We start from the raw sequence: 24,369 nt of genomic DNA on the forward strand, positions 1-24,369 counted from the left end.
CGAATTGATGGCAGGCATCGGTAAACCGCGGCTTTCGCTGCTGCGAATCATCGAAATGAACATCGGCTTTTTCGGCCTGCAGTTCAGCTTCGGTTTGCAGCAGGCCAATATGGGGCCGATCTACGGCTTCCTTGGCGCGGACGAGGCGACGATGCCGCTGCTATGGCTCGCCGGCCCCATGACCGGCCTGATCGTGCAGCCGATCATCGGCGCGATGAGCGACCGCACCAGCACCCGTTTCGGCCGCCGCACACCCTATTTCCTGATCGGCGCGATCATCTGTTCGATCAGCCTGTTTCTGATGCCCTATTCCAGCGCGCTGTGGATGGCCGCATCCTTGCTGTGGATCCTGGATGCCGGCAACAACATCACGATGGAGCCCTATCGCGCCTATGTGGCCGACCGGCTGGCGCCGGACCAGCGCTCCGTGGGCTTCCTGACTCAGAGCGCCTTTACCGGCCTTGCCCAGACCCTGTCTTATCTGGCCCCCACCCTGCTCACCGGCATGGTGGCGAGCAATGTGCTGGACGCCAATGGCATTCCGGTGGTCGTGCGCATCGCCTTCATCATCGGCGCGGTCCTGTCCATCTCCACCATCGTCTGGTCGGTCTGGCGGGTGCCGGAACTGCCGCTGACGGAAGCGGAGCAGGCCGATCTCGCGGCCAAGCCGCTCACGGTGCGCTCCACCTTTGCCGATATCGGCACAGCCGTTCGCGAGATGCCCAAACCCATGCGCCAGCTGGCGCTCGCCATGCTGTGCCAATGGTATGCGATGTTCGTCTATTGGCAGTATATCGCCTTCGCCATTTCCCGCTCGCTTTACGGCACCAGCGACACGGCCAGCGCCGGGTTTCGCGAGGCGGCGCTGACGGCGCAGCAGATCGGCGCTTTCTACAATTTCATCGCCTTCCTGTCCGCGCTGGCGCTGATCCCCATCGTGCGGCGGCTGGGTGCGCGATCGGTGCACGCCGCCTGCCTGGCCGCATCGGGCGCGGCGATGCTGCTGATTCCCGGCATGGACGATAAAATCGGCCTGTTCGTGCTGATGCTCGGCATCGGCATCGGTTGGGCGGGCATGATGGGCAATACCTATGTCATGCTGGCCGATTCGATCCCGCCCGAGCGCAACGGCATCTATATGGGCATTTTCAACATGTTCATCGTCATCCCCATGCTCATCGAGACGCTGACCATGCCGCTGATCTATGAGCCCCTATTGGGCGGCGATCCGCGTCATGCGCTGATGCTGGGCGGCGCGCTGATGCTGCTCGGCGCTATCGCCACGCTGTTCGTCGATGCCGGCCATCGCGTGCCGCGCAAGCCCATGCCGGTCACCAGCTAAACGCTGGGCTTAGGGGCAGACTGTGCTAGGCGAAGCGGACATGTCGGAACCAGACACAGACAGGCCGGCGGCGCCCGATGCGGCCACAGCGGACCGGCCGGTGCGCACTCTGGCCGATCTGGCGCGGATCGCAGGCGTGTCCACCGGCACGGTCAGCCGCGCGCTCGCAGGCAAGAGCGTGGTCAAGGGCGATACGCGCAAGAAGATCGAGGCGCTCGCCCAGCAGCATGGCTTTCGCCTCAATCAGGTCGCCAGCAATCTGCGCCGTCAGCGAACCGGCGTGATCGGCATCGCCATCCCGCTTGGCCATGACCGGCGCCAGCAGGTGTCCGATGCGTTCTTCATGACCCTGCTCGGTTATCTTGCCGATGCGCTGACGGAGAAGGGCTATGACCTGATGCTCCGCCGCGTGATCCCTGACCGTGACGAGGACTGGCTGGACCGTTTCATCGGATCCGGCATGGTCGATGGCGTGCTCGTGATCGGCCAGTCCGACCAGTTCGCGCGTATCGAGGAGGTTGCCGGTCGGTATCGTCCCATGGTCGTCTGGGGCAATCATCAGGAGGGCCAGCGCCACTGTGTCGTCGGATCGGACAATCGGCTGGGCGGCAAGCAGGCAGCCGAGCGCTTGATCGCGCAGGGTGCCCGCAGACTGGCCTTTCTTGGCGACCCGACCGCCACGGAATTCGCCGCGCGATACACCGGCGCCAAATCGGTTGCCGATGCGCATGATGTGCCGATGATCACCCTGCCCACGCATCTGGCCCCAGACCGCATGGCCAAGGAAGTGGCCAGCCATATGGATCAGCATGCGGGCGCAATCGACGGCATCTTCGCCGCGACGGATATTCTCGCCATGGTCTGCCTGGCAGAATTGGCCGGGCGGCAGATTGCGGTGCCGGACGATATCAGGGTGGTCGGGTTCGACGATCTTCCTCTGGCCGAACAGACCGCCCCGCCGCTCACCACCGTTCGACAGGATATACGGGCTGGCGCGTTCGGCATGGTCGATCTCTTGCTACGCCGCCTGGCGGGCGAGGAGACCGAGAGTCTCGTGATGCAACCAGAACTGGTGGTGCGGCAAAGCGCCTAGGCGGCCCGGAAGCGCTCTCAAAAATGAGGGCAGAGGAAAGCGTGTCTGTTTCCCAGCGTTCCTGCTTTCAACTGTCGGCTTCTTGCAACCGGCTTGTCGTGAGCCGGCAGTTCGTGACAGGCCCAAGAACGGCTGTGAGATCGTGATCCTCGACAATGGCAGCTTCGCGATGGATCGGCCCTATAATCGCTAGCGTCCGAAAGCATGATGCAAGTCGGTTGATCCCTTCCGACGTAGGCGTTCACGACCAGCTACTCACCGCTAGGCACAGCGCTTTCGCCAGGCCTGGTCCAGCCGCCCTGATATCGTTCGAACCATGCGAGAATTGCGGAGGCCTTTGCAGCCGACTGGGAGGGCCTTGCTCCAATCCAGCCGTATAAGGGCCGAGATAGGCTGGATTGTCAGCTCAGAGCGCCTGAGTCGTCCAGTTAATCAGCGGCTTCTGCGCCACAGCCGCCTTCAAACACTTTGTCATGCCGACAATCCAGCTCGTCAGCACACCACCGCCGGAGCCTCCGGTGACAAACAGGCGATCGGGATCTGCAATGCCTAGGCGGCGTGGACAAATTTCGGTTCGGATAAGACCGCATCAACCAGGCGTTTGCATGACCGATAGATTATCTGCCAAAACTACAGTTTCTATTTGCAAGTTTCCCAGCGCAGTCAGCGGGCCCGGATGAAGTCGCGTATATCCCGCGAAAGCGCCTGACGGTCTTCGTCGCGCACATACATCATGTGGCCGGCATCATAATAATGCCACTCGATCCTGTCCTGCGGAATGCCGGTGCGCGTTAGCGCATATTCGGCCGCAAAAAAGGGCGTCGCGAAATCGTACCAGCCCTGCCCGACGAAGATGCGCAGCCCTGAATTTTCACGCAAGGCGCGCCCGAGATACGGCGCCACAGTCAAATAGGCGTTGCGATCGCGCCCACCCTCCAGGCTCCAGTCCCATGGCCCGACATTGCCTATCGCAACATAGTCCTCGTCGGTTTTGTAGCCCAGCGTATCGCGCATGAAATGGTTGATCGCGGCATTGTAGCCACCATCGATGCCGTAAAAGCTGGGATCATTGTCCGGTGTTTCACCAGCCTTGTCATAATCCACGCCGGTATAGCGGCTGTCCAGCCGGCCTATGGTCATCCCGCGGTCGCGCAGCAATTCCTTGTAGAACCGGCCGGAGCTCACGCGAAGATCAGCCTGGTCGAGATATGACTCGGACAGGCCCGTAAAGCGCGCCAGCTCGCCGCGTATGGCTGTGCGCTCCTCAACCGTCGCGGTCTGCCCCTTGAGCAGGAAGCTGGCATAGGGTCCAATAGCGAACCGGCGCGCCTCCTCCACAAATTGCGCAACCGACGTGGCACCCGCCCCGGCCTTGCCGTGATAATGGGCGGTGGCTGCCATGGACGGCAAGGTCGTGATGTAACTGAGTTCTGCGCCCTCTGTCTCCGCGCCCGCGCCGAAATCGAGCACGGTGGAGATCAAAATTACGCCGTTGAGCGCGACATCATTATAGGCACCCTCAAGCTGGTCGACCACGGCGGCCGACCGGGTGGTGCCATAGCTCTCGCCGCCCAGAAATTTGGGGCTGTTCCAACGGCCATTGTCGCTCAGCCATTTGCGGATCACCTCGGCGACGGAGCGCGCATCCTTGGTCACACCCCAATAGTCACTGCCCTCCGTCTTACCGATCAGATGAGAGAAGCCGGTCCCCACCGGATCGATAAAGACAAGGTCGGTCACATCGAGCAGCGAATCCGGATTATCCAGGATAGGGTAAGGCGGGGCGCCATCATCACGCGCATCGGAAGGAATGGCGACCCGCTTGGGGCCAAAGGCGCCCATCTGCAGCCAGACAGAGCCAGAGCCCGGCCCGCCATTGAACAGGAAGGTGACCGGCCGCGCTGTGTCATTCGGCTCAGCGACATACGACGTCACCACAATCGCCGCGGCCGGTTCGTCATCCTCATTTTTCAGCACGGTTTCGGCTACGGTGGCGGTGTACGCCATGCGCGCGCCGCCAAAGGTACCCGAAAGCCTGCGCGAGGTGGAGTTGGCGATATAATCGACCTGCTCTTTGGCATCGGCCTTGTCGCCCCCCGCATCCTGCGCTGAGATGGGGGCGGACAAAAACGTGAGAGCGGCAGCGGTCGTCGCCAAGCAAAAGGTTCTGATCATTGCGCGACCATGCCAACGCGCGGTTGCCAACGCAATCATCGCCAACACTGGCATAATCGACAATCTGAGCCGGGGCCGAGCGCAACCCACTCGCTGCATTGCTCAAAATCCCTTCGCCAAGTCCAGACCCAGCATGACAATGTGCTTTATCGCCTGCGGCGCAAAGTCGAAAACATGTCAGAAGTGCTTTGGGGCCGATGACGCATCTACGTCCGTTCCCATTGAGGCACGCACCAGTTCATGCCCGGATTTTGCTTCGCTACAATCCTATTTTGCAGCTGGATTGGTGAGTCCTGAAGCTGGTCAGCTGAACATCATGAGAAGCAAAGTTTAGGGCCGCTCGATCAAGAAAGTCGGCAGCTTTAGATAAGTCGAACCTGTATGCGCCTTCACGCAGCTTCGACTGATCTGGAAAACTTCCATATCCAGCGAAAAGGCAGTGCCAACTGAGGTTGGAGTAATACCGAGCTATGTCTAGCCGCTGAATCGTAGCGTTCATGTCCTGGCCGGTGAACCAGGTGGTCATCAACGCTTTCAGATCGTCGGATAGCGTATCCATGGCCGCCGCTTCGCGCCAATATTCTCCGCCGCGCTGGTTCAACCTGTAATGCGCCACGATATAATCGCGGATGCCTTCATAGCGCCGTGCGATGCGGGTGTTGAAAGCGCCGCGATGCTGCGCAGCAAAACCGCCAGCTTCATAGGCAGCGATGAACTCCTCCACCGTCGCCAGCACGATATGCAGCGCAGTTGCTTCCAGCGGCTCTAGAAAGCCTTGCGCCAGACCGACGGCAAGGCAGTTGCTGCGCCAGCTATCCTCGAGCCGCCCGACTTTCATCCGCAAGTGCCGCGCCTCCACCAACCCGTCCAGCGTGCCGGTGTGACGGCGCAGCTCGGTCTCGGCTGCATCATCGGACAGATGGCTGCTGGAATAGACATAGCCATTGCCGGTCCGCGATGTCAGCGGGATGGACCAGGCCCAACCTGCGCTGAGCGCGGTGGCGCTGGTGGCGATCGGCATCCCGTCCGTGGCGGCGGGCGTCGGAAGCACTACGGCGCGATCGTTGAACAGATTTTCGGCAAAGGGCAGGAAGCGCGTACCCAGCGTCTTTTCAGCCAGCACCGCCGCGAAGCCAGAGCTGTCGATGAAAAAATCGCCCTCTATCCGTTCCCCGCCCTCGCATAGAAGCGCGGCGATATCGCCGCTTTCCGCCTGTTCCACTTCAATCACGCGGCGTTCCAGATGGCGCACGCCCTTTGCCGTGGCTTGATCGCGCAGATACGCGCCCAATTTGTGCGCATCGAAATGATAGCCATAGCTCAGATCGAAGGGGAATCGCCGATCGGCATGCGGGCCAAGCTTCGCATCAGCAAGCGCGGTCGGCAGGAACCAGCGGTCGGGATGGGCGGGCGCTGCGGTTCCGCCACGCTGCAAGGCGCAGGCCCGCTGGAAATGCGGCTGTGTGTGCACATCGATCGCCGAGGGAAAGGGGTGAAAATAGCGCTCAAAGCCTGGACGTTCGGACCAGCCATGAAAACGGATGCCGAGCTTGTAGGTGGCATCGCAGGCAAGCATCCAATCGGCCTCGGCTATGTCCAGCCGGTCGAAAAAAGCCTTGAGCTGCGGCGTAGAGCCTTCGCCCACGCCGATGATGCCGATGGCCGGGCTTTCGACGAGCGTGATCTCCACCGGGCGCGCCGCATGCTTGCCGAGCCAGCGCTGGGCCATCAGGCATGCGGCCATCCAGCCAGCGCTGCCGCCGCCCAGAATAACGATGCGGTGGATGCCGTTCACCCCACCGGCGTCAGCCGCACGGCAAATCCGCCGCCGGGCGCCATGGTGAGATCCAACATGTCGCCGCGCTGCACAGGCTTGCTCTCTATCGCGATGCTGTGGCGTGTTTCGGTGCGATAATCCGCGTCCGCGCCGTCGCGATAGATCGTGGCGGTATAGCTCTTGTCCGCGTCCAGAAAATCGAGCGACACGGAAACGCTGCGTGCATTCTCGTCCGTCACGCCGCCGACATACCAGTCCTGCCCGCCGCGTTCCTTGCGCGCCATCACGGCGTAGTCGGCCACCTCGCCCTGCAGCACGTGGCTTTCCTCCCAATCGGTCGGCACCTGCTTGATAAAGGCGAACGCATCGGGATAGCGGGCGTAATTTTCCGGCAGATCGGCGGCCATCTGGATCGGGGAATATAGCACCAGATAGAGCGCCAGCTGACGCGCGATGGTGCTCGGTAGATCGCGTCCGTCCCGCCCCTTCAGGGAGAGGACACCGGGCGTATAATCCATCGGGCCGGACAGCATGCGCGAGAAAATCAGGCTGGGCACATGGCTGGGGATGTTCCCGGGCACGCCCCAGGCCTGATATTCCATGCCCCGCGCGCCTTCGCGGCTCACCCAGTTGGGATAGGTGCGGCGCAAGCCCGTATCCTTGATCGGCTCGTGCGGATTGACAGCGATGCGATGGCGCGCGGCGGTCTCGACCACTTTCAGATGATGGCGCGCCATTTCCTGCCCGTCATGCCAGCCGTAGCGCAAAGGTGCGTCCCCGGTCGGCAGCAGCTTCACACCGCCCGCATCGGCGACGTAGCCCGTCTTCACGCTGTCCACGCCCAGCCGCTCGTACAGCGCCATCGCGTCTTCAAGCTGCGGCTCATACACCGCAATATTGCCGCCGGTTTCGTGATGGCCGACCAGATGCACGCCTTTGGACAGGCCATAGCGCGTGACTTCCTCGATATCGAAATCGGGATAGGCTTCGGTAAAGCTGAAGTCCGATCCATTGCCGAACCAGTTGCCGTCCCAACCCTTGTTCCAGCCTTCGATGAGCACGCCGCGAAAGCCGTTCTCGGCGGCAAAATCGATATAGTCCTTGGCGTGCTGCGTCGTGGCACCATGATCGGGCCCGCTGTTCCACGTCCATTCGTTGAGGTGCATCGCCCACCAGATGCCGACATATTTGTAGGGCTTCACCCAGCCCACATCGCCCAGCTTGTTCGGCTCGTTGAGGTTCAGATCGATATTATTGTCGTAGAGACCAGCGGCATCCTTGGCGATACGGATGGTGCGCCAGGGCGTGGTGAAGGCGCCATCGCGCACCACCTTGGCCTGCCCGCTGCCGGGCGAAAGTTCGGCGCGAAAACGGCGGCCGTCCATGCGGCGCATCCACATGCCAGCATAATCGACCAACGCCGCCTCGTGAAACGCCAGATGCGTGCCATCGGCCAGCTTGAACGTGATCGGCGTGTGCGCAGTACCCACGGCGTCGATCGGCGTCTCGTCGTAAAGATATTCGTATCGGTTCCAGTCGCCGCCGCGAATCCACCAGGCGGTGCCGGGCTGGGCGATGTTAAACTCGGTCAACTCCTCGGCAATTTCGGTGCGCCCGGCGCTCTCGGGAAATTCGTAGCGGAAGCCCACGCCATCGTCGAACAGGCGAAAGCGCACGGTCAGGCTGCGATCCTCGAACGCCGTATCGAGGAGCTCGAGACTTAGCTCGATGTGATTGTCGCGCACCTGCCGGTTCTCGCCCCAGGGCTGTTCCCACGTCATGTCGGCCCTGTCAGTCTGAACGTCGGCGAGCTCCAGAAAGCGGCTGATCGGCGGCGCGTTGTCCATCAGGAAACCGAGCCGGGAATTTTCGATCAGCGGCGTGCCGTCCCGCGCGATGGCATAGCTAAAATGCCCCTCCCCATCCCAGTCTATGCTGACGGTGATATGGCCATCGGGTGAGCTGGCGCTGGCCACTTCCTCAGCCAAAGCCGGCGCGGAGAAAAGCAGCGAAAGCGCAGGAAGGGCGGCAAGGATAGAGCGCATCAGACGGTCTCCAACTGGATGACGAGGGCGGCATAGGGTCCAAGCATATCACCGCCATGATCGCCGGTGGCGGACAGGATCGCACCGCCTTTCGGCAGCGTGCAGGACAGCGGTTCGGACGACAGGTTGAACAGGCATAGCAGCTGTTGGCCATCATAGGCTCGCCGGAAGCTGAGCAGCGATCCGGCAGCGTGGCAACCGGTCAACGTTCCTCGCGCCAGCGCGGGATTGGCCTTGCGCAATGCGATCATGGCGCGCGTCCAGTGCAGCATCGATTGCGCATCCGCGGCCTGTTTGTCGACCGCCAGCGCGGCATGGTCCGGCCCAATCGGCAGCCATGGTTCCCCGCTGGAAAAGCCCAGGCCATTATGCGTGGACTGCCATGGCATCGGCGTGCGCACCCCGTCGCGCGATAGCGTGAGCGGCCAATTGGCTATGGCTTCGGGGTCCTGCAACTGCTCGAACGGAATATCGACCTGCGTCAGACCCAGCTCCTCGCCCTGATAGAGGATGGCGTTGCCGCGCAGGCACAGGAGCAACATTGCCTTCATGCGCAGGAAGGCATCGATATGCTGCGGATCGGCCCAGCGGGAAACCGCGCGGGGCGCATCGTGATTTTCGAACGCCCAGCTCGGCCAGCCCTCGCCCGCATCGCCTGGCCACCCCGCCAGTGCCGTACAGACCAGTTGCGGGGTCAGTTCTTCGGCATAGAGAAAATCGAAGCCATAGGCGCTGTTCAGACGCTTATCGTCCGCCGTGAACTGCTTCATCTGCGTCTCGGCAAAATCCCCGCCGACCTCGGCCAGGGTAAAGGTAGCGCCATAGTCATCCGCCACCGCGCGGACCCGCTCCAGAAAGCGGGCTATGCCGTCATGGCCCTGGTTGAACTGCTTCAGCTGAAAATCATAAGGCCGTGTGCGCGGCTTGCCATTGTCCGGCATTGGCGGGTTATCGCGCAATTGCAGATCGTGCATCGTATAGTTCAGCGCATCGATGCGAAAGCCATCGACCCCGCGTGCAAACCAGAAGCGGGCCACGTCCAGGATCGCGTCCTGCACGTCCGGATGATGCAGATTCAGGTCCGGCTGTTCGGCCAGAAAATTGTGCAGATAATATTGCCCGCGCCGCGCGTCCCAGGTCCAGGCCGGGCCGCCAAAGACGGATTGCCAGTTGCTCGGCGGCGAACCGTCGGGCTTGGGATCGTGCCAGACATACCAGTCGGCACGCGGATTATCACGGCTTTGGCGGCTTTCCTCGAACCAGGGATGCTGATTGGAGCTGTGCGACCAGACCTGATCGATCATCAGCTTGAGGCCCAGTGCATGGGCCCGCTCCACCAGCGCATCGAAATCGGCGATCGTGCCGAAAATCGGGTCGACCCCGCGAAAATCCGAGATGTCGTAGCCGAAATCCCGCATCGGCGATGTGAAGAAGGGCGAGACCCAGATCGCATCGACGCCCAGATCGGCGACATGGCCGAGCCGCTGGGTAATTCCGGCCAGATCGCCCACGCCATCGCCGTTGGAGTCGGCGAAACTGCGCGGATAAATCTGGTAGATCACCGCCCCGCGCCACCAGTCGGCGCGCTCGGTGTCCTTCTGTCTGTCTGTGATGGGAGCCCCCAGTGTCATCGCGCCGATGCCTCCCTGCAGATGGCATAGCCGAAAGCGGGCAGCTCGATCGCCGCAGAGCCGGGTGCAGCCGGAGCGGCCGGACAGGTCCCCGCCAGCGCGGTGAAGGCGCTTGTGCCGGTCTCCACCACCACATTGCGGCGGATCGGCTGGGCGCTGGTGTTGAACGCGATCAGATATTCCGCGCCGCTTTCGGGGTCGAAGCGCGAGACTGCGAACAGCCCCGGCTCCTGCTCATAGCCGCGCACCACTTGCCGCCCTTCGCTCAGCGCGGGATGCGCCTTGCGGATGGCGGCCAGCGCGGCGATCAGCCGATAGAGAGGATGGCTGGTGTCGAAATTCTCCGACGCCGTGGTCGCATCGGTACCGATCAGCGCATTGTCATTATACACCGCCGTACGCGACGCGAACATATCCTCGCGCGCCGACTGATCGTTGCCATCGCCGACGAAGCCTTGCTCATCGCCATAATAGATGACCGGCGATCCACGCAGCGTCATGAGCATGGCATGGCCGAGCGAGACGCGCGCCAGAAGTTCGTCCTGCGTTACGCCAGGCATGTCTTCCTTCAGCAACGTAGAGAAGCGGCCCATGTCGTGATTGCCGAGAAAGGTCGGCAAGGTCCGCGCGGTTGCTTCTCCGCCCTCGTACAGCACGTCTCCGTCGAACGTTTCGGCCAGCACATGCGTGCCTTTGCCGCGCCCCAGCAGTTCGCGCATCGCCGCCTGAAACGCGAAATCGAGCACGGCGGGCAGTGCGTCGCGCCGGGTATATTGCGCGATATAGCCGTTGTCCGGCACGTCCTTGTACACCTCACCGAAGATATGGAAATTCGGGATGCCGCGCGCCTTGGCCCGCGCCTGCATGGCGGGCACGAAGGCCTGCCAGAATTCGGGGTTCACATGGCGCGCCGTATCGATGCGGAAACCGTCGATGCCGGTTCGGTCAATCCAGTCCGAATAGATATCGATCATGCCCGTCAACACATGCGGATGCTCGGTGAACAGATCGTCCAGTCCGGAAAAATCGCCGAAGCGTGAACTTTCACCGGTGAAGGTCGAATTGCCGCGATTGTGATAATATTGCGGATCGTTGAGCCAGGCTGGCGTCTTCACCGTCCGCTCGGCGGCTGGCACAACGGGCGTATAGGCGTAGGTAGGGTCCGTAAGCTGGGCGAAATTCTCCCGCGTCATCAGCTGGTCGCCGCCAAAGCCCGGATTGATCCGCGCGCCGTCCGGCCCGCCTTTCGCCGAATAAGGATAGTCCGCGCGCGAACGATAGGGAAAGCCCGCCGCCTTGCCTTGCGCATACTGGATCACGTCTGCGGTGTGATTGGTGATGATGTCCATATAGACCTTCATGCCGCGCGCATGGGCGGCATCGACAAAGGTCTGGAAGTCTGCCGGGCTGCCGAAATGGCGGTCCGGCCGCGTGAAATCGGTGATCCAATAGCCGTGATAGCCGGCACTTTCGCCGCCCTTTGGACCTTGCACCGCTTTGTTCTGGAAGATCGGCGAGAACCAGATGGCGGTGATGCCAAGGCCCTCCAGATAATCCAGCCGAGCCGTCAGGCCCGCCAGATCTCCGCCATGGAAAAAGCCCTTGGCGGCCGGATCGAAACCGGTGGTGAGGCGATCCCCGTTCAGTCCGCCGCGATCATTGGTTCTGTCGCTATTCTCGAACCGGTCGGGCAGCACGAAATAGACGATCTCCGCTTCCGGAGGCCGTGCGCGCATGTGTTCGAGCGTTGCGGCGCGGCCATCCTGCGCATTGGCAGCAGTGCCGGCAAAGGCGCAGCTCGCCATAGCGGCGAGGCTCAGAATAAGGCCGGTGGACTTAGCCATGGATTGGCTCCTGTGTTGGAACGGTGGCCAAAACGCGATCCAGAAAGTCGCGGTGACTGGGCATTTTGGCGGTTTCACGCGCAATCAGCGCTGCAATGTCGGAAAGAAAGCGCTGCAGCGCTTGCGGCTCCAGCGCATCGGCGAGCGGATGATAGGCCACAGGCTCCACCCCCTGCCCCAGCAGCAATTGCAGCCAGGCGGTTTCGGCGAACAGTTCGTCATGCTTGCGATGGATCTGACCGGAGGCGCGGAAGATCGCGATTTTCTGCGCCAGACCCCCCGGAATTGCCATGGCACGCACCGCTTTCCAAAAGGGCTCGGCCCGGCGGTTGAGATGATAATGTGCGATCAGAAAATCGCGCACAGTCTCATATTCGAACCGGGTCTGGCGGTTATATTCGGCGGCCAATGCGGGATCGCAGCTGCGGTCCGGAAAGCTTTTGATCAGCCGGTCGATGCCCGACTGGATAAGGTGGATCGAGGTGGATTCCAGCGGCTCCAGAAAGCCTGCCGACAGCCCCAGCGCCACCACATTGCCGGTCCATGGCGCGGCGCGCATCCCGGTGGTGAAGCGTAGCTGGCGCGGTTCGTCCAGCGGCGCGCCTTCCAGATTGGCCAGCAGCGCCGCGTGCGCCGCATCGTCGCTCATATAGGCGCTGGAATAGACCAGCCCATTGCCCACACGGTGCTGCAGCGGGATGCGCCATTGCCAGCCCGCCGCGCGCGCGGTCGCCTGCGTAAAAGGCCGGAACCGCGCCCCATGTTCGCACGGCACCGCCACCGCGCGGTCGCAGGGCAGCCAATGGCTCCAGTCATCATAGGCCGCGCCCAGCGCGCCTTCGATCAGCACGGCGCGAAAGCCCGAGCAATCGATGAAAAGGTCGGCCGCCAGAGTCTCGCCGGATTGCAGTGTGACCGAGGCAATATGGTCACGCTCACCCTTGCGTGTGGCATCCGCCACCTCGCCCTCGATCCGGCGCACGCCATCGCTCTCGGCCGAACGGCGCAGAAAAGCAGCATAGAGCCCGGCATCGAAATGATAGACCGGGCGCATACCGGACAGCCGCGTCTGGCCGATCCGTTCGATCGGCGCAAACCGCTCCTGCAAAGCTGCGGCGGCGTTGAGCGAATAATCGTCCAGCACCGTGGCCACGCCGCTATCGCGCCCGCGCAGCCAGTAATGGTGGAACGGGGTCAGCCCCAGCGGCGCACCGATATCGCCGAATGCGTGAAGATAGCTCTCTCCTTCCGCGCCCCAGCCATTGAACTGGATGCCAAGCTTGTAGCTGGCTTTGGTGGCCCGCAGAAAATCGGCTTCGTCGAACCCGAGAAACGCATTGATATGGCGAATTTGCGGGATCGTCGCCTCTCCCACGCCAACCGTGCCGATGCGATCCGATTCCACCACCGTAATCGCCACTTGCCGCCCGAATGCCTTGGCCAGCACGGCGGCGGCCGTCCAGCCTGCGGTGCCGCCGCCCAGGATCAGGACCGATCGGATGGAATTGTTACGCATCACTGCCCCTCATCCATGCCGCCCCATCTCCGGTACGCGTCCCCGGAGATGCGGCGATCATGGGCGATCAGAACTTATAGGTGAATCCGGCCAGGAAACGGCGACCATAGATCTGGTAATCAATCACCTGCAGCGGGGTGTCCTCACTGGTAGCGGATGCAAAGCGCTCGTCGGTCAGGTTCTGGCCCTGCAGATAGATGGACAGGCCGGACAACGCGCTCCCATCCTGAAAATCATAGCCGATCTGGCCGTCGATAATCGTCTCGCCCAGGGCCTGACGGCGCGTCGGCGATCCGCCGAAGCCGGTGAAATCACCCAGGAAGCTGGAGCGATAGCGCACACTGCCGCGGGCGTTGAATCCCCATTTCTCGAAATAGGCGGTGCCGTTCGCGACCAGATCGGAATAGCCGGGGATCTGCCCCTGATTGCCGTTCACATCCTCTACCTTGCTATCGGTATAGCCGACGCCGCCGGTCACACCGAAGCCATCCAGCGCATCGACAAATAGACCGAATGGCAGCGTCCCTGCCAATTCCACGCCCTTCAGCGAACCATTTCCAGTATTGGCCGGTGCACTGAGGCGCCCGATAAGACTGATGGGTGTCTGGCCAGCGGGTAGAGGGTAATTGCTATAGTCGAACGGTATCTGGTCGTTGGAAATATAGCTGGTGATGGTCTTGGCAAACAGCTGCACCGCGACATAGCCGCCGAGACCAAAATATCGCTCAAAGTTCAGATCGAGGCCCGTTGCGATATAGGGGCGTAGCTCCGGATTGCCGCCATTGCCGTCGATGATGGCGCCGAAAGGCGTCTGCGTCAGGCCATAGCTGATGGCCGCACGCATATCGTCAAGCCGCGGCTTCATGATCTGACGCGAGAACCCGACCCGGATCACGAAATCGCTGTCGAAACGCGCCGAGAAGTTCATGCTGGGCAGCACTTCCCAATATTTGTCCCCGCCGGACACATCCACCTGCGTACCGTTCAGGAACGCGATCCCGCGCGAGCTTTGATCCGTATATTGCGCCTGAATACCGATATTGCCGGTCAATGTGCCGCCGTCGAACGGCGCATCGATATTGGCCTGCGCATATAGCGTCAGCACATCCTCATCGATGGTGTAGGCCTTGGCCGGAACATCGTTGGACATGTTGGGCTGCAGCGTCAGCACGCCTGCCGAAATCAGATCCCGGGCGTCATAGCTGACGACGGGGCCGAGCCCCAGATAATCGAGATTGGTCGGCTCCAGCAGAAACTCGCCGGGGATCGTCACTTCCGTCGCGCCATTGGGCAGGGTGACGAAGCTTTCGTCCGGCGTCAGCGATTTGGTCCGTGTGGTGTAATTTGCGCCAAGCTGCACGCTGCGTAGAATGTCGCCGCCCAGCTCACGCTCCACCTCGGCACGGAACTGCTTCAGCTCATCCTTGATCATGCGATCGTTGGAATAGCCGGCCTGGATCACATCGCCGCCCCAGCCGAGCGGATCGGTCAGCTTGATTAGACTGGGATCGCTGTAATCCAGTTGATGAGTGTAGACGGACCCGGACGAGCCGGAGGTGAAGCCGATGGTGTCGGTCGCATCGGTCTGCGGACCATTGGGGTTCCAGTTATAGCCGGTGCCGGAATAGCTTTCGATGCTCAGCTCTTTGCGATCGGTGCGCGAATAGCCGAAATCGAGAAATGCGTTCCAGCCATTGTCGCCTTCATATTTGGCGTTGAGGCCGCCGCTGTACAGATCCGCCTTCCGATTGAAGATATCGTTGCGGACCACGCCCTGGACATTGTTGAACGTCCCAGTGGTGTACTGCCCGTCCACCACATTGCCGCCGCCGCCAAAGGTGGTGCCGAAGAAGGAGAAGGGCAGCTCGATGCCGCGCTTGGACTGGTCGTCGTTGAAATTCGAATAGAAGCCGTCGGCGGTCAACGTGATCTGGTCGCTAACGCGGGCCTGCACCGTACCGTTGAAGCCAAGGCGCTTCAGCAATGTGGACGTGACGAAGGATTTGGAACCGGCGGGCACCACATTGCCGCTGCCATCGGGATCGAAATAGCCCCAGGCGTTGAACTCCTGAATCTGATAGGGCTCTTCGGTATAGGCCGCGGACAGCGCAACGCCGATCTGATCATCGGCGAATTGATCGACATAGGTGGCGTTGGCCCGGAAGCCGAACTCGCGCGAACCGGCGTTGAGCGCGCCGAGGTCGGCGTAGGAACCGCGTGCGCCGACCGCCAGAACCTGACGTCCATAATCCAGCGGGCGGATGGTGCGGATGTCCACCGTACCGACCAGCCCCTGACCGACAAGCGACGCGCTGGGGGTTTTGTAGATCACCACTTCGCTGACGACTTCGGCCGGATACTGATCGAACTCGACCCCGCGATTGTCGTTCGTCGACGTCTGCTCACGTCCGTTCAGCAGGGTCTGTGAGAAATCGGGGCCGAAGCCGCGGATCGAGATGACGTTGGAACGGCCGTTGAGGCGCTGCGACGTAATACCCGGCAGACGCGCAATCGATTCGCCGATCGAGGCATCGGGCAGTTTGCCGATGTCTTCCGCCGACACCGATTCCACCACCTGGTCCGAGGTCTTTTTCTCGGCGACGGCGGTTTCCAACGCCCCGCGGAAACCGCTGACCACGATCTCCGGCGTATCGGCGATCTCTTCCTCGACCGTCTGGTCATCCTTGGCCTGCACCGGCGCGGCCTGCTGCTGCGCAAAGGCGGGTGCGGACAGGAAAAGTCCACTGGCCAGGGCGGCCGCGCTGACGCCGCGAATGAGATGGGCGTGAAGGCGCGCGTCGAAACGGGTCATGGTCATCAGATTTCCCCTCCAGGATATATCCGCCGTCTCTTGCCTGTTTCTTTAGACCAAGATTTGCGGCGTGCTTTGGCAATTAAGTGCCTGATGAGCCGCAGTTCCGGATCGCGCTAGACAGCATACGTATACGCATAATTGTCACATGCCCTGGAAAAGCAGCCGCCTTCGGACTGCGGCCGATTGCATAATATGCGCCCTCGCCTAGGCTAAGCATCCAGCGCCGCCGCAGGAGCAAGCGCCTAGGAGAAGGATGAAAGGCCAGCGTGAGCCAGCGCATCACGTCGTTCGATATCGCCGAACTGGCGGGCGTGTCCCAGCCGACCGTATCGCGCGCACTGCGCGGGTCCAATGCGGTCAGTAAATCCACGCGCGAGCGGATCGAGAAGATCGCGCGCGAGCTCAACTATTCGGTCGACAAGCATGCCAGTTCGCTGCGGCTGCAGCGCGCCAATACGCTGGCGCTTTTGTTTTTCGAGGACCCGACGGCGGACGATACGCTGATCAACCCCTTCTTCCTGTCCATGCTCGGATCGATCACGCGCCGCTGCGCGCAGGCCGGCTTCGATCTGCTCACCAGTTTCCAGCAGCTGTCGAGCGACTGGCACACCGATTATGAGGACAGCCGCAAGGCCGATGGTATCATTCTGCTAGGCTATGGCGATTATGCCGATTACCGCCCGCGCCTGCGCAGCCTGAAAGCGCAAGGCACCCATTTCGTGCGCTGGGGTGCGCCGGAAGCGGACGATAGCGGACTGACCGTCGGCTGCGACAATCGCGCAGGCGGACGGATAGCGACCGAACATCTGTTGGATGGCGGATGTCGCCGCATCGCCTTCATCGGGCGGTGCGACGATGGCTATCCCGAATTTCGCGCCCGCTATCGCGGCTATTGCGATGCACTGGCGGCACGGGGACTCAAGTTCGATCGGGATCTGCAGGTCGATGCGCTGACGCTGGAAAGCAGCGGTGTATCGGCGGCGGAGCACCTGCTCGCCAGCGGCACTGCCTTCGATGCATTGTTCTGCGCGTCAGATCTGATCGCCATCGGCGCAATGCAGGCGCTCAAGGATCGCGAATTGGCCTTGCCACAGGACGTGGCCGTGGTCGGCTTCGACAACATACCCGCCGCCGCGCAGGCCAGCCCACCGCTCACCACCGTGCAGCAAAATGCCCGGCTGGCTGGCGAAGTGCTGGTGGATACGCTGATCGCGCGCATCGATAACAAGGATGTAAGGCCCGAACTCCTGCCTGTGGAGCTGATCGTCCGCGACAGTTCACAGCTTTAGCATACGAATACATGGCCGCTCCCGGCCCGGCCGCGATTGCGCGGCGCCACCCGCTCCGCCACGCTCTGCCCCGATAACATAAGAATCCGTCCAGCCGGGAGAGGGTATATGGACCAGATCGCAACACAAGCGGGCAAGCCGCGCCAGGGATTCTGGGGGCTGTGGAATATCAGCTTCGGTTTCTTTGGCATCCAGATCGGCTTCGCGCTGCAAAATGCGAACATGAGCCGCATCTTTCAGTCGCTCGGAGAATCGCTCGACAATCTCCCCGCACTTTGGGTCGCAGCCCCGCTGACCGGGCTACTGGTCCAGCCGATCATCGGTCATTATTCGGATCGAACCTGGAGCCGGCTGGGACGCCGCCGTCCCTATTTTCTGGCAGGCGCAGTGCTGGCCGGACTGGCGCTGTTCGTGATGCCCAACAGCCCGGCTCTCTGGTTCGCCGCAATGATGCTGTGGATTCTCGATGCCTCGCTCAACATATCCATGGAGCCTTTCCGCGCCTTCGTCGGCGACATGCTCGGCAAGGATCAGCATACGGCGGGTTATGCGGTGCAAACCGCGTTCATCGGATCGGGCGCGGTGGTGGGATCGGTATTTCCGTATCTGCTGGAGACGATCGGCGTCTCGAATGTCGCGGCAGGCGGCGGGGTGCCGGACACGGTGCGCTACAGTTTCTGGTTCGGTGGCGCAGCGTTGCTGACCGCGGTGCTGTGGACCGTCTTCACGACGAAAGAATATAGCCCGGAGGAGATGGAAGCCTTTGCCGAGGAAGCGCGTGAGGACCCCGCCGTCTCTCCGGTCCGCGCCCTGGCGGCGCGCAGCCACACCGCGTCGATCCTGTGGATTGCAGCAGGCGCGATCATCGCCTTTGTAGTCGCCGAATTCGATCTGGAAAAGGAGCTGTTCCTGCTGGCCGGTCTCCTCGCGGCCTATGGCATAGCCTCGATCGCGGCCGTTGCGATGGCGCGCCAGGGGCGTGAGGCCAATCTGCTCGGCCATATCGTCGGCGATTTTTCCGGTATGCCCAATATCATGAAGAAGCTGGCGCTCGCGCAGTTTTTCAGCTGGTCGGCGTTGTTCATCATGTGGATCTACACCACGCCGGTGGTCGCCCAATATGCCTTCGGCACCAGCGATCCAGCTTCGCCTGCATTTAACGAGGCCGGCAATTGGGTTGGCATCCTGTTCGCGGTGTACAACGGCGTGGCGGCCATTTTCGCCCTCGTCGTGCTGCCGCGGCTGGCAGCAGCGATCGGCCGGGTACGCACGCATATGGCCTGTCTTCTGGCGGGCGCGCTGGGCTATGCCAGCTTTTTGATCATCCGCGATCCGCAATGGTTGATTGCGTCCGAGGTGCTGATCGGCATTGCCTGGGCGTCGATCCTCGCCATGCCTTACGCCATTCTGGCGAGCACGCTGCCGAGCCGGAAACTCGGCATCTATATGGGTCTGTTCAACGTCTTCATCGTGGTGCCGCAGCTGATCGTAGCCACCGTGATGGGCAGCGTATTGAAAACCTTTTTCCCGACCGAACCGATCTGGACCATGGCCTTTGCCGCCATCGTGATGGCCGCCGCCGCGCTTGCCATGCTGCGCGTGCCCAGAGTGGGCAAGACCGGCGCCGCACAAGGAGCCATGCTATGAAATCTACTCTCGGAACCACGCTGTTGGCGGTCACCTTCCTCGCAGCGCCTGCCGCGGCGCAAGACCGTCCGCCGATCGACCAGCGCACGCTCGCCGATTATGCGCCCGAACCCTATGTCACGCTGCAGCATGCTCCATGGACCGAAAAGGCGGTGCTGTATCAGATCAACACGCGGCAATTTACTAGGGAGGGCACCTTCCGCGCCGCCATGGCCGAACTACCGCGTCTGAAGGAGCTCGGCGTCGACATTCTCTGGCTCATGCCGATCCAGACGATCGGGGAACAGAACCGCAAGGGCACGCTCGGCAGTCCCTATTCGGTAAAGGACTATACCGCGGTCAACCCCGAGTTCGGTACCGAGGCGGACCTGCATGCCTTTATCGACGCCGCACACGCGATGGGCTTCAAGGTCATTCTGGACTGGGTTGCCAACCACAGCGCCTGGGACAATGCCTGGGTGACGGAGCATCCCGAATGGTATGAGCGCGACTGGAAGGGCGATTTTCACCCAACCCCATGGTGGGACTGGTCCGACATTATCGATCTGGATTACGATCAACCCGGCGTGCGCAAGGCGATGACGGAGGCGCTGGCCTATTGGGTGCGCAAATTCGATATCGACGGCTACCGCGCTGACGTGGCGGGCTATGTGCCCATCGATTTCTGGGAGCAGGCCCGCGCCGATCTGAATGCGCTCAAGCCAGTCTTCATGCTGGCCGAGTGGAAAGACCCGGAGCTGACGCGCAAGGCCTTCGACGCGGTCTACGCTTGGGATTGGCACCAGACCGCCAAGCGCGTGGCCAAAGGGGAAGCCGATGCAACCGCATTTTACGGCTATTATAGTGAGAATGAGAGTGCGTGGCCCAAAGAGGCGATGCGCATGACCTATATCGCCAATCATGACAGCAATGCGTGGGAGGGCACGCAATATGAGAATTTCGGCGCCGCTCTGCCCGCCATGATCGCGCTCAGTTTCACCGGCGAAGGCCTGCCGACCATCTATAACGGGCAGGAAGCGTGCAACCGCAAGCGGCTAGAGTTTTTCGAGCGAGACCCAATCGATTGGAGCCAAGCGAAGGGCTGCGAATTGACCGATCTTTTCCGTAACCTCATCGCTTTCCGCGATGCCAATCCGGCTCTTCATAATGCCCCGTGGGGCGCACGCATGATCAAGGTCGAGAATGACCAACCTAAGCAGGTCTTGAGTTGGGTGCGGCAAAAGGACGGTAATAAGGTGTTGGGGCTCTTCAATTTTTCCGATCAGCCCGTGAACGTCGGTTTTTCATCGACATTACAAAACGGAACCTACCGTGATTTCGCCACCGGTCTACCAATCGAAGTCGATAGCGAGACGACAGTGGCGCTCGCGCCATGGCATTATAGGCTAATGGCGACAGCGATCCACGGGGAGCAGGAATAAAAGCCCTTCCAGCTTTGAGCCCTGCCGATACGGGAAACACCTGTTAAAGCTTGTCGCGCGAGGCATCGCGCTATTGGCAAGTGACAGTGTACCAATAGGAGCGACCGGTCCGCACATGCTTAGTCAGGCACATAGGACACGGCGCCGCCGGCCCATGCGAGGCCGTAGAGCCACATGAACCGGCGCGACTGCAGGTGATGGGCGTGAGGAGGTGCCGCCTCATGGGGCCGTGCCATGGATCGATTCCCTAACCGCGCAGACCCTCTGCATAAGCGGCTTTGGGCTTTCTTGCCAAGACCGGGATGCGCTGCCGCCGAACCACGCGGGTTTTGGACAAAAAAAAAGCCCCGCCGGAGGGCGAGGCTGTTGTATTTGGTTGCGGGAGCAGGATTTGAACCTGCGACCTTCAGGTTATGAGCCTGACGAGCTACCGGACTGCTCCATCCCGCGACATTTTTTGTAGAGCCTCAAGCGCCGGCGCGAACATCCGTTCGCTTGACTATCCTCGCGCCTGCGGCGCTGCGGGCGGCCGTTCGGCCTTGCGAAGCCTAACGGCTTCGTTGGCTCTGTCAGCTGTATGACGATGTCATTATGAATGGGTTTTCCCTTGATGCGCCGGCTGCAATGCCTGGCGACGACCTACTCTTCCAGTGCTTGAGCAATAGTACCATCGGCGCTGTCTGGTTTCACGTCCGAGTTCGAGATGGGATCGGGTGGGTCACAGACGCTATGGTCACCAAGCAATGAAGCCGGCGCAAAAAGAGGTTTTAATCGATGCACGTTTTTACTGTTCTATCAGCGTCTCCGGCTGAGCAATCCGTCATGTTCTGACATCGCCAGTCTTGTGACTGGCACTGTCATTGATGGTGGGACTCTCAAGCGCGAATTGAGTAATTAGGACTGGTTAGCTTCATGCGTTACCGCACTTCCACACCCAGCCTATCAACGTCGTGGTCTACGACGACTCTATGAAATCTAATCTCGAGGGAGGCTTCCCGCTTAGATGCTTTCAGCGGTTATCCCGTCCATACATAGCTACCCTGCTGCGCGGCTGGCGCCACGACAGGTACACCAGAGGTATGTTCAACCCGGTCCTCTCGTACTAGGGTCAACTCCTCTCAAATTTCGACGCCCACGGCAGATAGGGACCAAACTGTCTCGCGACGTTCTGAACCCAGCTCACGTACCACTTTAATTGGCGAACAGCCAAACCCTTGGGACCTGCTCCAGCCCCAGGATGTGATGAGCCGACATCGAGGTGCCAAACGATTCCGTCGATATGAGCTCTTGGGAATCATCAGCCTGTTATCCCCGGCGTACCTTTTATCCGTTGAGCGATGGCCCTTCCACGAGGGACCACCGGATCACTATGACCGACTTTCGTCTCTGCTCGACTCGTCAGTCTCGCAGTCAGGCAGGCTTATGCCATTGCACTCTAACAGACGGTTTCCAACCGTCCTGAGCCTACCATCGCGCGCCTCCGTTACTCTTTAGGAGGCGACCGCCCCAGTCAAACTACCCGCCACAGAGGGTCCTACTACCGGATAACGGTAGTTAGTTAGACATCAGAAAAGCACAGGGTGGTATTTCACTGGTTGGCTCCACTCGGACTGGCGCCCAAGTTTCAAAGCCTCCCACCTATGCTACACAGTTCTTTCCTAATGCCACTCTGAAGCTGCAGTAAAGGTGCACGGGGTCTTTCCGTCTAACCGCGGGTACTCCGCATCTTCACGGAGAATTCAATTTCGCTGAGCATATCCTGGAGACAGTGGGGAAGTCGTTACGCCATTCGTGCAGGTCGGAACTTACCCGACAAGGAATTTCGCTACCTTAGGACCGTTATAGTTACGGCCGCCGTTTACTGGGGCTTCAATTCGGAGCTTGCACTCCTCCTCTTAACCTTCCAGCACCGGGCAGGCGTCAGGCCCTATACGTCGTCTTGAAGCCGACTTAGCAGAGCCCTGTGTTTTTGCTAAACAGTCGCTACCCCCTGGCCTGTGCCCCCCGACAGTGCTTGCGCATAGCCGGGGCCTCCTTCTTCCGAAGGTACGGAGGCAATTTGCCGAGTTCCTTCAGGATACTTCTCTCAAGCGCCTTGGTATACTCTACCTGACCACCTGTGTCGGTTTCGGGTACGGTCTATACGGTGGGGCTATTTCCTGGGACAACATCACCGCCCGGACAATCCAATAAGTCCGAACAATTTACGCCATCCGTCACACACCACCAGGCCCACGAATATTTACGTGGTTCCCATCGACTACCCCCTTCGGGCTCGTCTTAGGGACCGGCTAACCCTGCTCAGATTAGCTTTAAGCAGGAACCCTTGGTCTTTCGGCGACAGTGCATCTCACACTGTTTATCGCTACTCATGTCAGCATTCGCACTTCCGATACCTCCACCCTCCATTACCAGAGAGCTTCATCGGCTTACGGAACGCTCCGCTACCGCGTGATCGTAAACGATCACACCCTAAGCTTCGGTGCACGTCTTGAGCCCCGATACATTTTCGCCGCAGAATCTCTTATTTAGACCAGTGAGCTGTTACGCTTTCTTTAAAGGATGGCTGCTTCTAAGCCAACCTCCTGGTTGTTTTGGAAATTCCACATGCTTTACCACTTAGACGTGACTTGGGGACCTTAGCTGTAGGTTAGGGCTGTTTCCCTTTTGACGACGGACCTTAGCACCCGCCGTCTGTCTCCCGGACTTGTCTCTATGGTATTCGGAGTTTGGTTAGGTTTGGTAGATCTCGCGACCCCCTAGCCCATCCAGTGCTCTACCCCCATAGGAAAACGTCCGAGGCACTACCTCAATAGTTTTCGCGGAGAACCAGCTATTTCCCGGCTTGATTGGCCTTTCACCCCTAAGCACAACTCATCCGATAATTTTTCAACATTAAACGGTTCGGCCCTCCAGTGCGTGTTACCGCACCTTCAGCCTGGTCATGCATAGATCGCCGGGTTTCGGGTCTAATCCGTCGAACTCATTCGCCCTATTCAGACTCGCTTTCGCTGCGCCTACACCTAACGGCTTAAGCTTGCTCGACAGATTAAGTCACTGACCCATTATGCAAGAGGTACGCGGTTGCCCCATAAAGAGGCTCCCACTGCTTGTAGACATTCGGTTTCAGGTACTGTTTCACTCCCCTCATCGGGGTGCTTTTCACCTTTCCCTCACGGTACTGGTTCGCTATCGGTCATGTACGAGTATTTAGGCTTGGAGGGTGGTCCCCCCATATTCAGACAGGATTTCACGTGTCCCGCCCTACTCAAGTCCTGTTGTTTCGCTTTCGCATACGGGACTGTCACCCGCTATGGTCAAACTTTCCAGAATGTTCTGCTAACTAAACAACAGGCACTGGCCTGGTCCGCGTTCGCTCGCCACTACTAACGGAATCTCGGTTGATGTCTTTTCCTCCGGGTACTGAGATGTTTCAGTTCTCCGGGTTCGCTTCACCAAAGCTATTTTATTCACTTCGGTAATATCCTATCCACCTCGCTCCGATACTGGATAAATCCAGCAGCGAAGAGAAATGGTGAGGATGGGTTTCCCCATTCGGAAATCGCGGGATCAAAGCCTGCTCACGGCTCCCCCACGCTTATCGCAGCGTGCCACGTCCTTCATCGCCTGTACATGCCAAGGCATCCACCAAATGCCCTTACCTCACGCTTGAGAGTCCACACCACCAACGACAATGCCGGAGCAGCCAAAAGGCCAGCCCGTACGATCGTCAGCTTGTGGACGAATTATCTCAGCCAGATAATCATTTGATTG

The 24,369-nt window shown here is 60.5% G+C and carries 12 protein-coding genes, 1 tRNA gene, 2 rRNA genes and 1 pseudogene; 5 read left to right on the forward strand and 11 right to left on the reverse strand.

What is annotated here, in order from left to right; translation table 11 throughout:
• The first annotated feature begins 7 nt into the window (after nucleotides 1-7).
• A complete protein-coding gene (locus G410_RS0106720) occupies nucleotides 8-1,342 on the forward strand; it encodes an MFS transporter (protein WP_022672889.1) in 1,335 nt (444 codons plus the stop codon).
• A gap of 40 nt (nucleotides 1,343-1,382) precedes the next feature.
• The gene (locus G410_RS0106725) at nucleotides 1,383-2,435 is read left to right on the forward strand and encodes a LacI family DNA-binding transcriptional regulator (protein WP_022672890.1); all 1,053 of its coding nucleotides are present in this window, start codon (nucleotides 1,383-1,385) and stop codon (nucleotides 2,433-2,435) included.
• A gap of 409 nt (nucleotides 2,436-2,844) precedes the next feature.
• Here G410_RS0106725 and G410_RS18450 read toward each other — a convergent pair.
• The 8 genes and pseudogenes from G410_RS18450 to G410_RS0106760 all read right to left on the reverse strand — a co-directional run.
• Nucleotides 2,845-2,985: pseudogene (locus G410_RS18450) on the reverse strand (prolyl oligopeptidase family serine peptidase); the annotation flags it as partial.
• A gap of 113 nt (nucleotides 2,986-3,098) precedes the next feature.
• Nucleotides 3,099-4,610, reverse strand: coding sequence for a S10 family peptidase (locus G410_RS0106730; protein WP_022672891.1), 1,512 nt, complete (start codon nucleotides 4,608-4,610; stop codon nucleotides 3,099-3,101).
• A gap of 259 nt (nucleotides 4,611-4,869) precedes the next feature.
• Nucleotides 4,870-6,405, reverse strand: coding sequence for a tryptophan halogenase family protein (locus G410_RS15925; RefSeq protein ID WP_022672892.1), 1,536 nt, complete (start codon nucleotides 6,403-6,405; stop codon nucleotides 4,870-4,872).
• Complete coding sequence (locus G410_RS0106740) at nucleotides 6,402-8,432, reverse strand: glycoside hydrolase family 97 protein (protein ID WP_022672893.1); 2,031 nt, start codon at nucleotides 8,430-8,432, stop codon at nucleotides 6,402-6,404. Before G410_RS0106740 ends, G410_RS15925 begins: the two co-directional genes overlap by 4 nt.
• On the reverse strand, nucleotides 8,432-10,063 hold the full coding sequence (locus G410_RS0106745) for an alpha-amylase family glycosyl hydrolase (protein ID WP_022672894.1): 1,632 nt from the start codon (nucleotides 10,061-10,063) through the stop codon (nucleotides 8,432-8,434). Before G410_RS0106745 ends, G410_RS0106740 begins: the two co-directional genes overlap by 1 nt.
• Nucleotides 10,060-11,907, reverse strand: coding sequence for an alpha-amylase family glycosyl hydrolase (locus G410_RS15930; RefSeq protein WP_033317365.1), 1,848 nt, complete (start codon nucleotides 11,905-11,907; stop codon nucleotides 10,060-10,062). The genes G410_RS0106745 and G410_RS15930 overlap by 4 nt, the downstream gene beginning before the upstream one ends.
• Nucleotides 11,900-13,423 carry a tryptophan halogenase family protein gene (locus tag G410_RS0106755; protein WP_022672896.1) on the reverse strand — a complete coding sequence of 508 codons (1,524 nt, stop codon included), beginning with the start codon at nucleotides 13,421-13,423 and terminating at the stop codon, nucleotides 11,900-11,902. Before G410_RS0106755 ends, G410_RS15930 begins: the two co-directional genes overlap by 8 nt.
• Nucleotides 13,424-13,490: 67 nt before the next feature.
• Nucleotides 13,491-16,241 carry a TonB-dependent receptor gene (locus G410_RS0106760; RefSeq protein WP_022672897.1) on the reverse strand — a complete coding sequence of 917 codons (2,751 nt, stop codon included), beginning with the start codon at nucleotides 16,239-16,241 and terminating at the stop codon, nucleotides 13,491-13,493.
• A gap of 263 nt (nucleotides 16,242-16,504) precedes the next feature.
• Here G410_RS0106760 and G410_RS0106765 point away from each other — a divergent pair, with 263 nt between their 5' ends.
• The 3 genes from G410_RS0106765 (at nucleotide 16,505) to G410_RS0106775 (ending at nucleotide 20,595) form a co-directional block, all read left to right on the forward strand.
• Nucleotides 16,505-17,527 (forward strand): LacI family DNA-binding transcriptional regulator, encoded by a 1,023-nt coding sequence (locus G410_RS0106765; protein WP_022672898.1) that lies wholly within the window; start codon nucleotides 16,505-16,507, stop codon nucleotides 17,525-17,527.
• Nucleotides 17,528-17,635: 108 nt separating this feature from the next.
• Nucleotides 17,636-19,174 carry an MFS transporter gene (locus G410_RS15935; protein WP_022672899.1) on the forward strand — a complete coding sequence of 513 codons (1,539 nt, stop codon included), beginning with the start codon at nucleotides 17,636-17,638 and terminating at the stop codon, nucleotides 19,172-19,174.
• Nucleotides 19,171-20,595 carry an alpha-amylase family glycosyl hydrolase gene (locus tag G410_RS0106775; protein WP_022672900.1) on the forward strand — a complete coding sequence of 475 codons (1,425 nt, stop codon included), beginning with the start codon at nucleotides 19,171-19,173 and terminating at the stop codon, nucleotides 20,593-20,595. Before G410_RS15935 ends, G410_RS0106775 begins: the two co-directional genes overlap by 4 nt.
• Before the next feature lie 373 nt (nucleotides 20,596-20,968).
• Here G410_RS0106775 and G410_RS0106780 read toward each other — a convergent pair.
• The 3 genes from G410_RS0106780 to G410_RS0106790 form a co-directional block, all read right to left on the reverse strand.
• A tRNA-Met gene (locus G410_RS0106780) sits at nucleotides 20,969-21,045 on the reverse strand.
• Between the two features lie 176 nt (nucleotides 21,046-21,221).
• Nucleotides 21,222-21,336, reverse strand: a 5S ribosomal RNA gene (gene rrf, locus G410_RS0106785).
• Between the two features lie 133 nt (nucleotides 21,337-21,469).
• Nucleotides 21,470-24,267, reverse strand: a 23S ribosomal RNA gene (locus G410_RS0106790).
• Between the last annotated feature and the right edge of the window lie 102 nt (nucleotides 24,268-24,369).

The organism is Novosphingopyxis baekryungensis DSM 16222, assembly GCF_000420305.1.
Lineage (GTDB): Bacteria > Pseudomonadota > Alphaproteobacteria > Sphingomonadales > Sphingomonadaceae > Novosphingopyxis > Novosphingopyxis baekryungensis.

Excerpts from the sequence above, each read along its gene's own strand:
- G410_RS0106745 (WP_022672894.1), bottom strand. The coding sequence starts at position 10,063 with ATGACACTGGGGGCTCCCATCACAGACAGACAGAAGGACACCGAGCGC.
- G410_RS0106740 (WP_022672893.1), bottom strand. The coding sequence starts at position 8,432 with ATGCGCTCTATCCTTGCCGCCCTTCCTGCGCTTTCGCTGCTTTTCTCC.
- G410_RS0106760 (WP_022672897.1), bottom strand. The coding sequence starts at position 16,241 with ATGACCATGACCCGTTTCGACGCGCGCCTTCACGCCCATCTCATTCGC.
- G410_RS0106775 (WP_022672900.1), top strand. The coding sequence starts at position 19,171 with ATGAAATCTACTCTCGGAACCACGCTGTTGGCGGTCACCTTCCTCGCA.
- G410_RS0106720 (WP_022672889.1), top strand. The coding sequence starts at position 8 with ATGGCAGGCATCGGTAAACCGCGGCTTTCGCTGCTGCGAATCATCGAA.
- G410_RS0106725 (WP_022672890.1), top strand. The coding sequence starts at position 1,383 with ATGTCGGAACCAGACACAGACAGGCCGGCGGCGCCCGATGCGGCCACA.
- G410_RS15935 (WP_022672899.1), top strand. The coding sequence starts at position 17,636 with ATGGACCAGATCGCAACACAAGCGGGCAAGCCGCGCCAGGGATTCTGG.
- G410_RS0106755 (WP_022672896.1), bottom strand. The coding sequence starts at position 13,423 with ATGCGTAACAATTCCATCCGATCGGTCCTGATCCTGGGCGGCGGCACC.
- G410_RS15930 (WP_033317365.1), bottom strand. The coding sequence starts at position 11,907 with ATGGCTAAGTCCACCGGCCTTATTCTGAGCCTCGCCGCTATGGCGAGC.
- G410_RS0106730 (WP_022672891.1), bottom strand. The coding sequence starts at position 4,610 with ATGATCAGAACCTTTTGCTTGGCGACGACCGCTGCCGCTCTCACGTTT.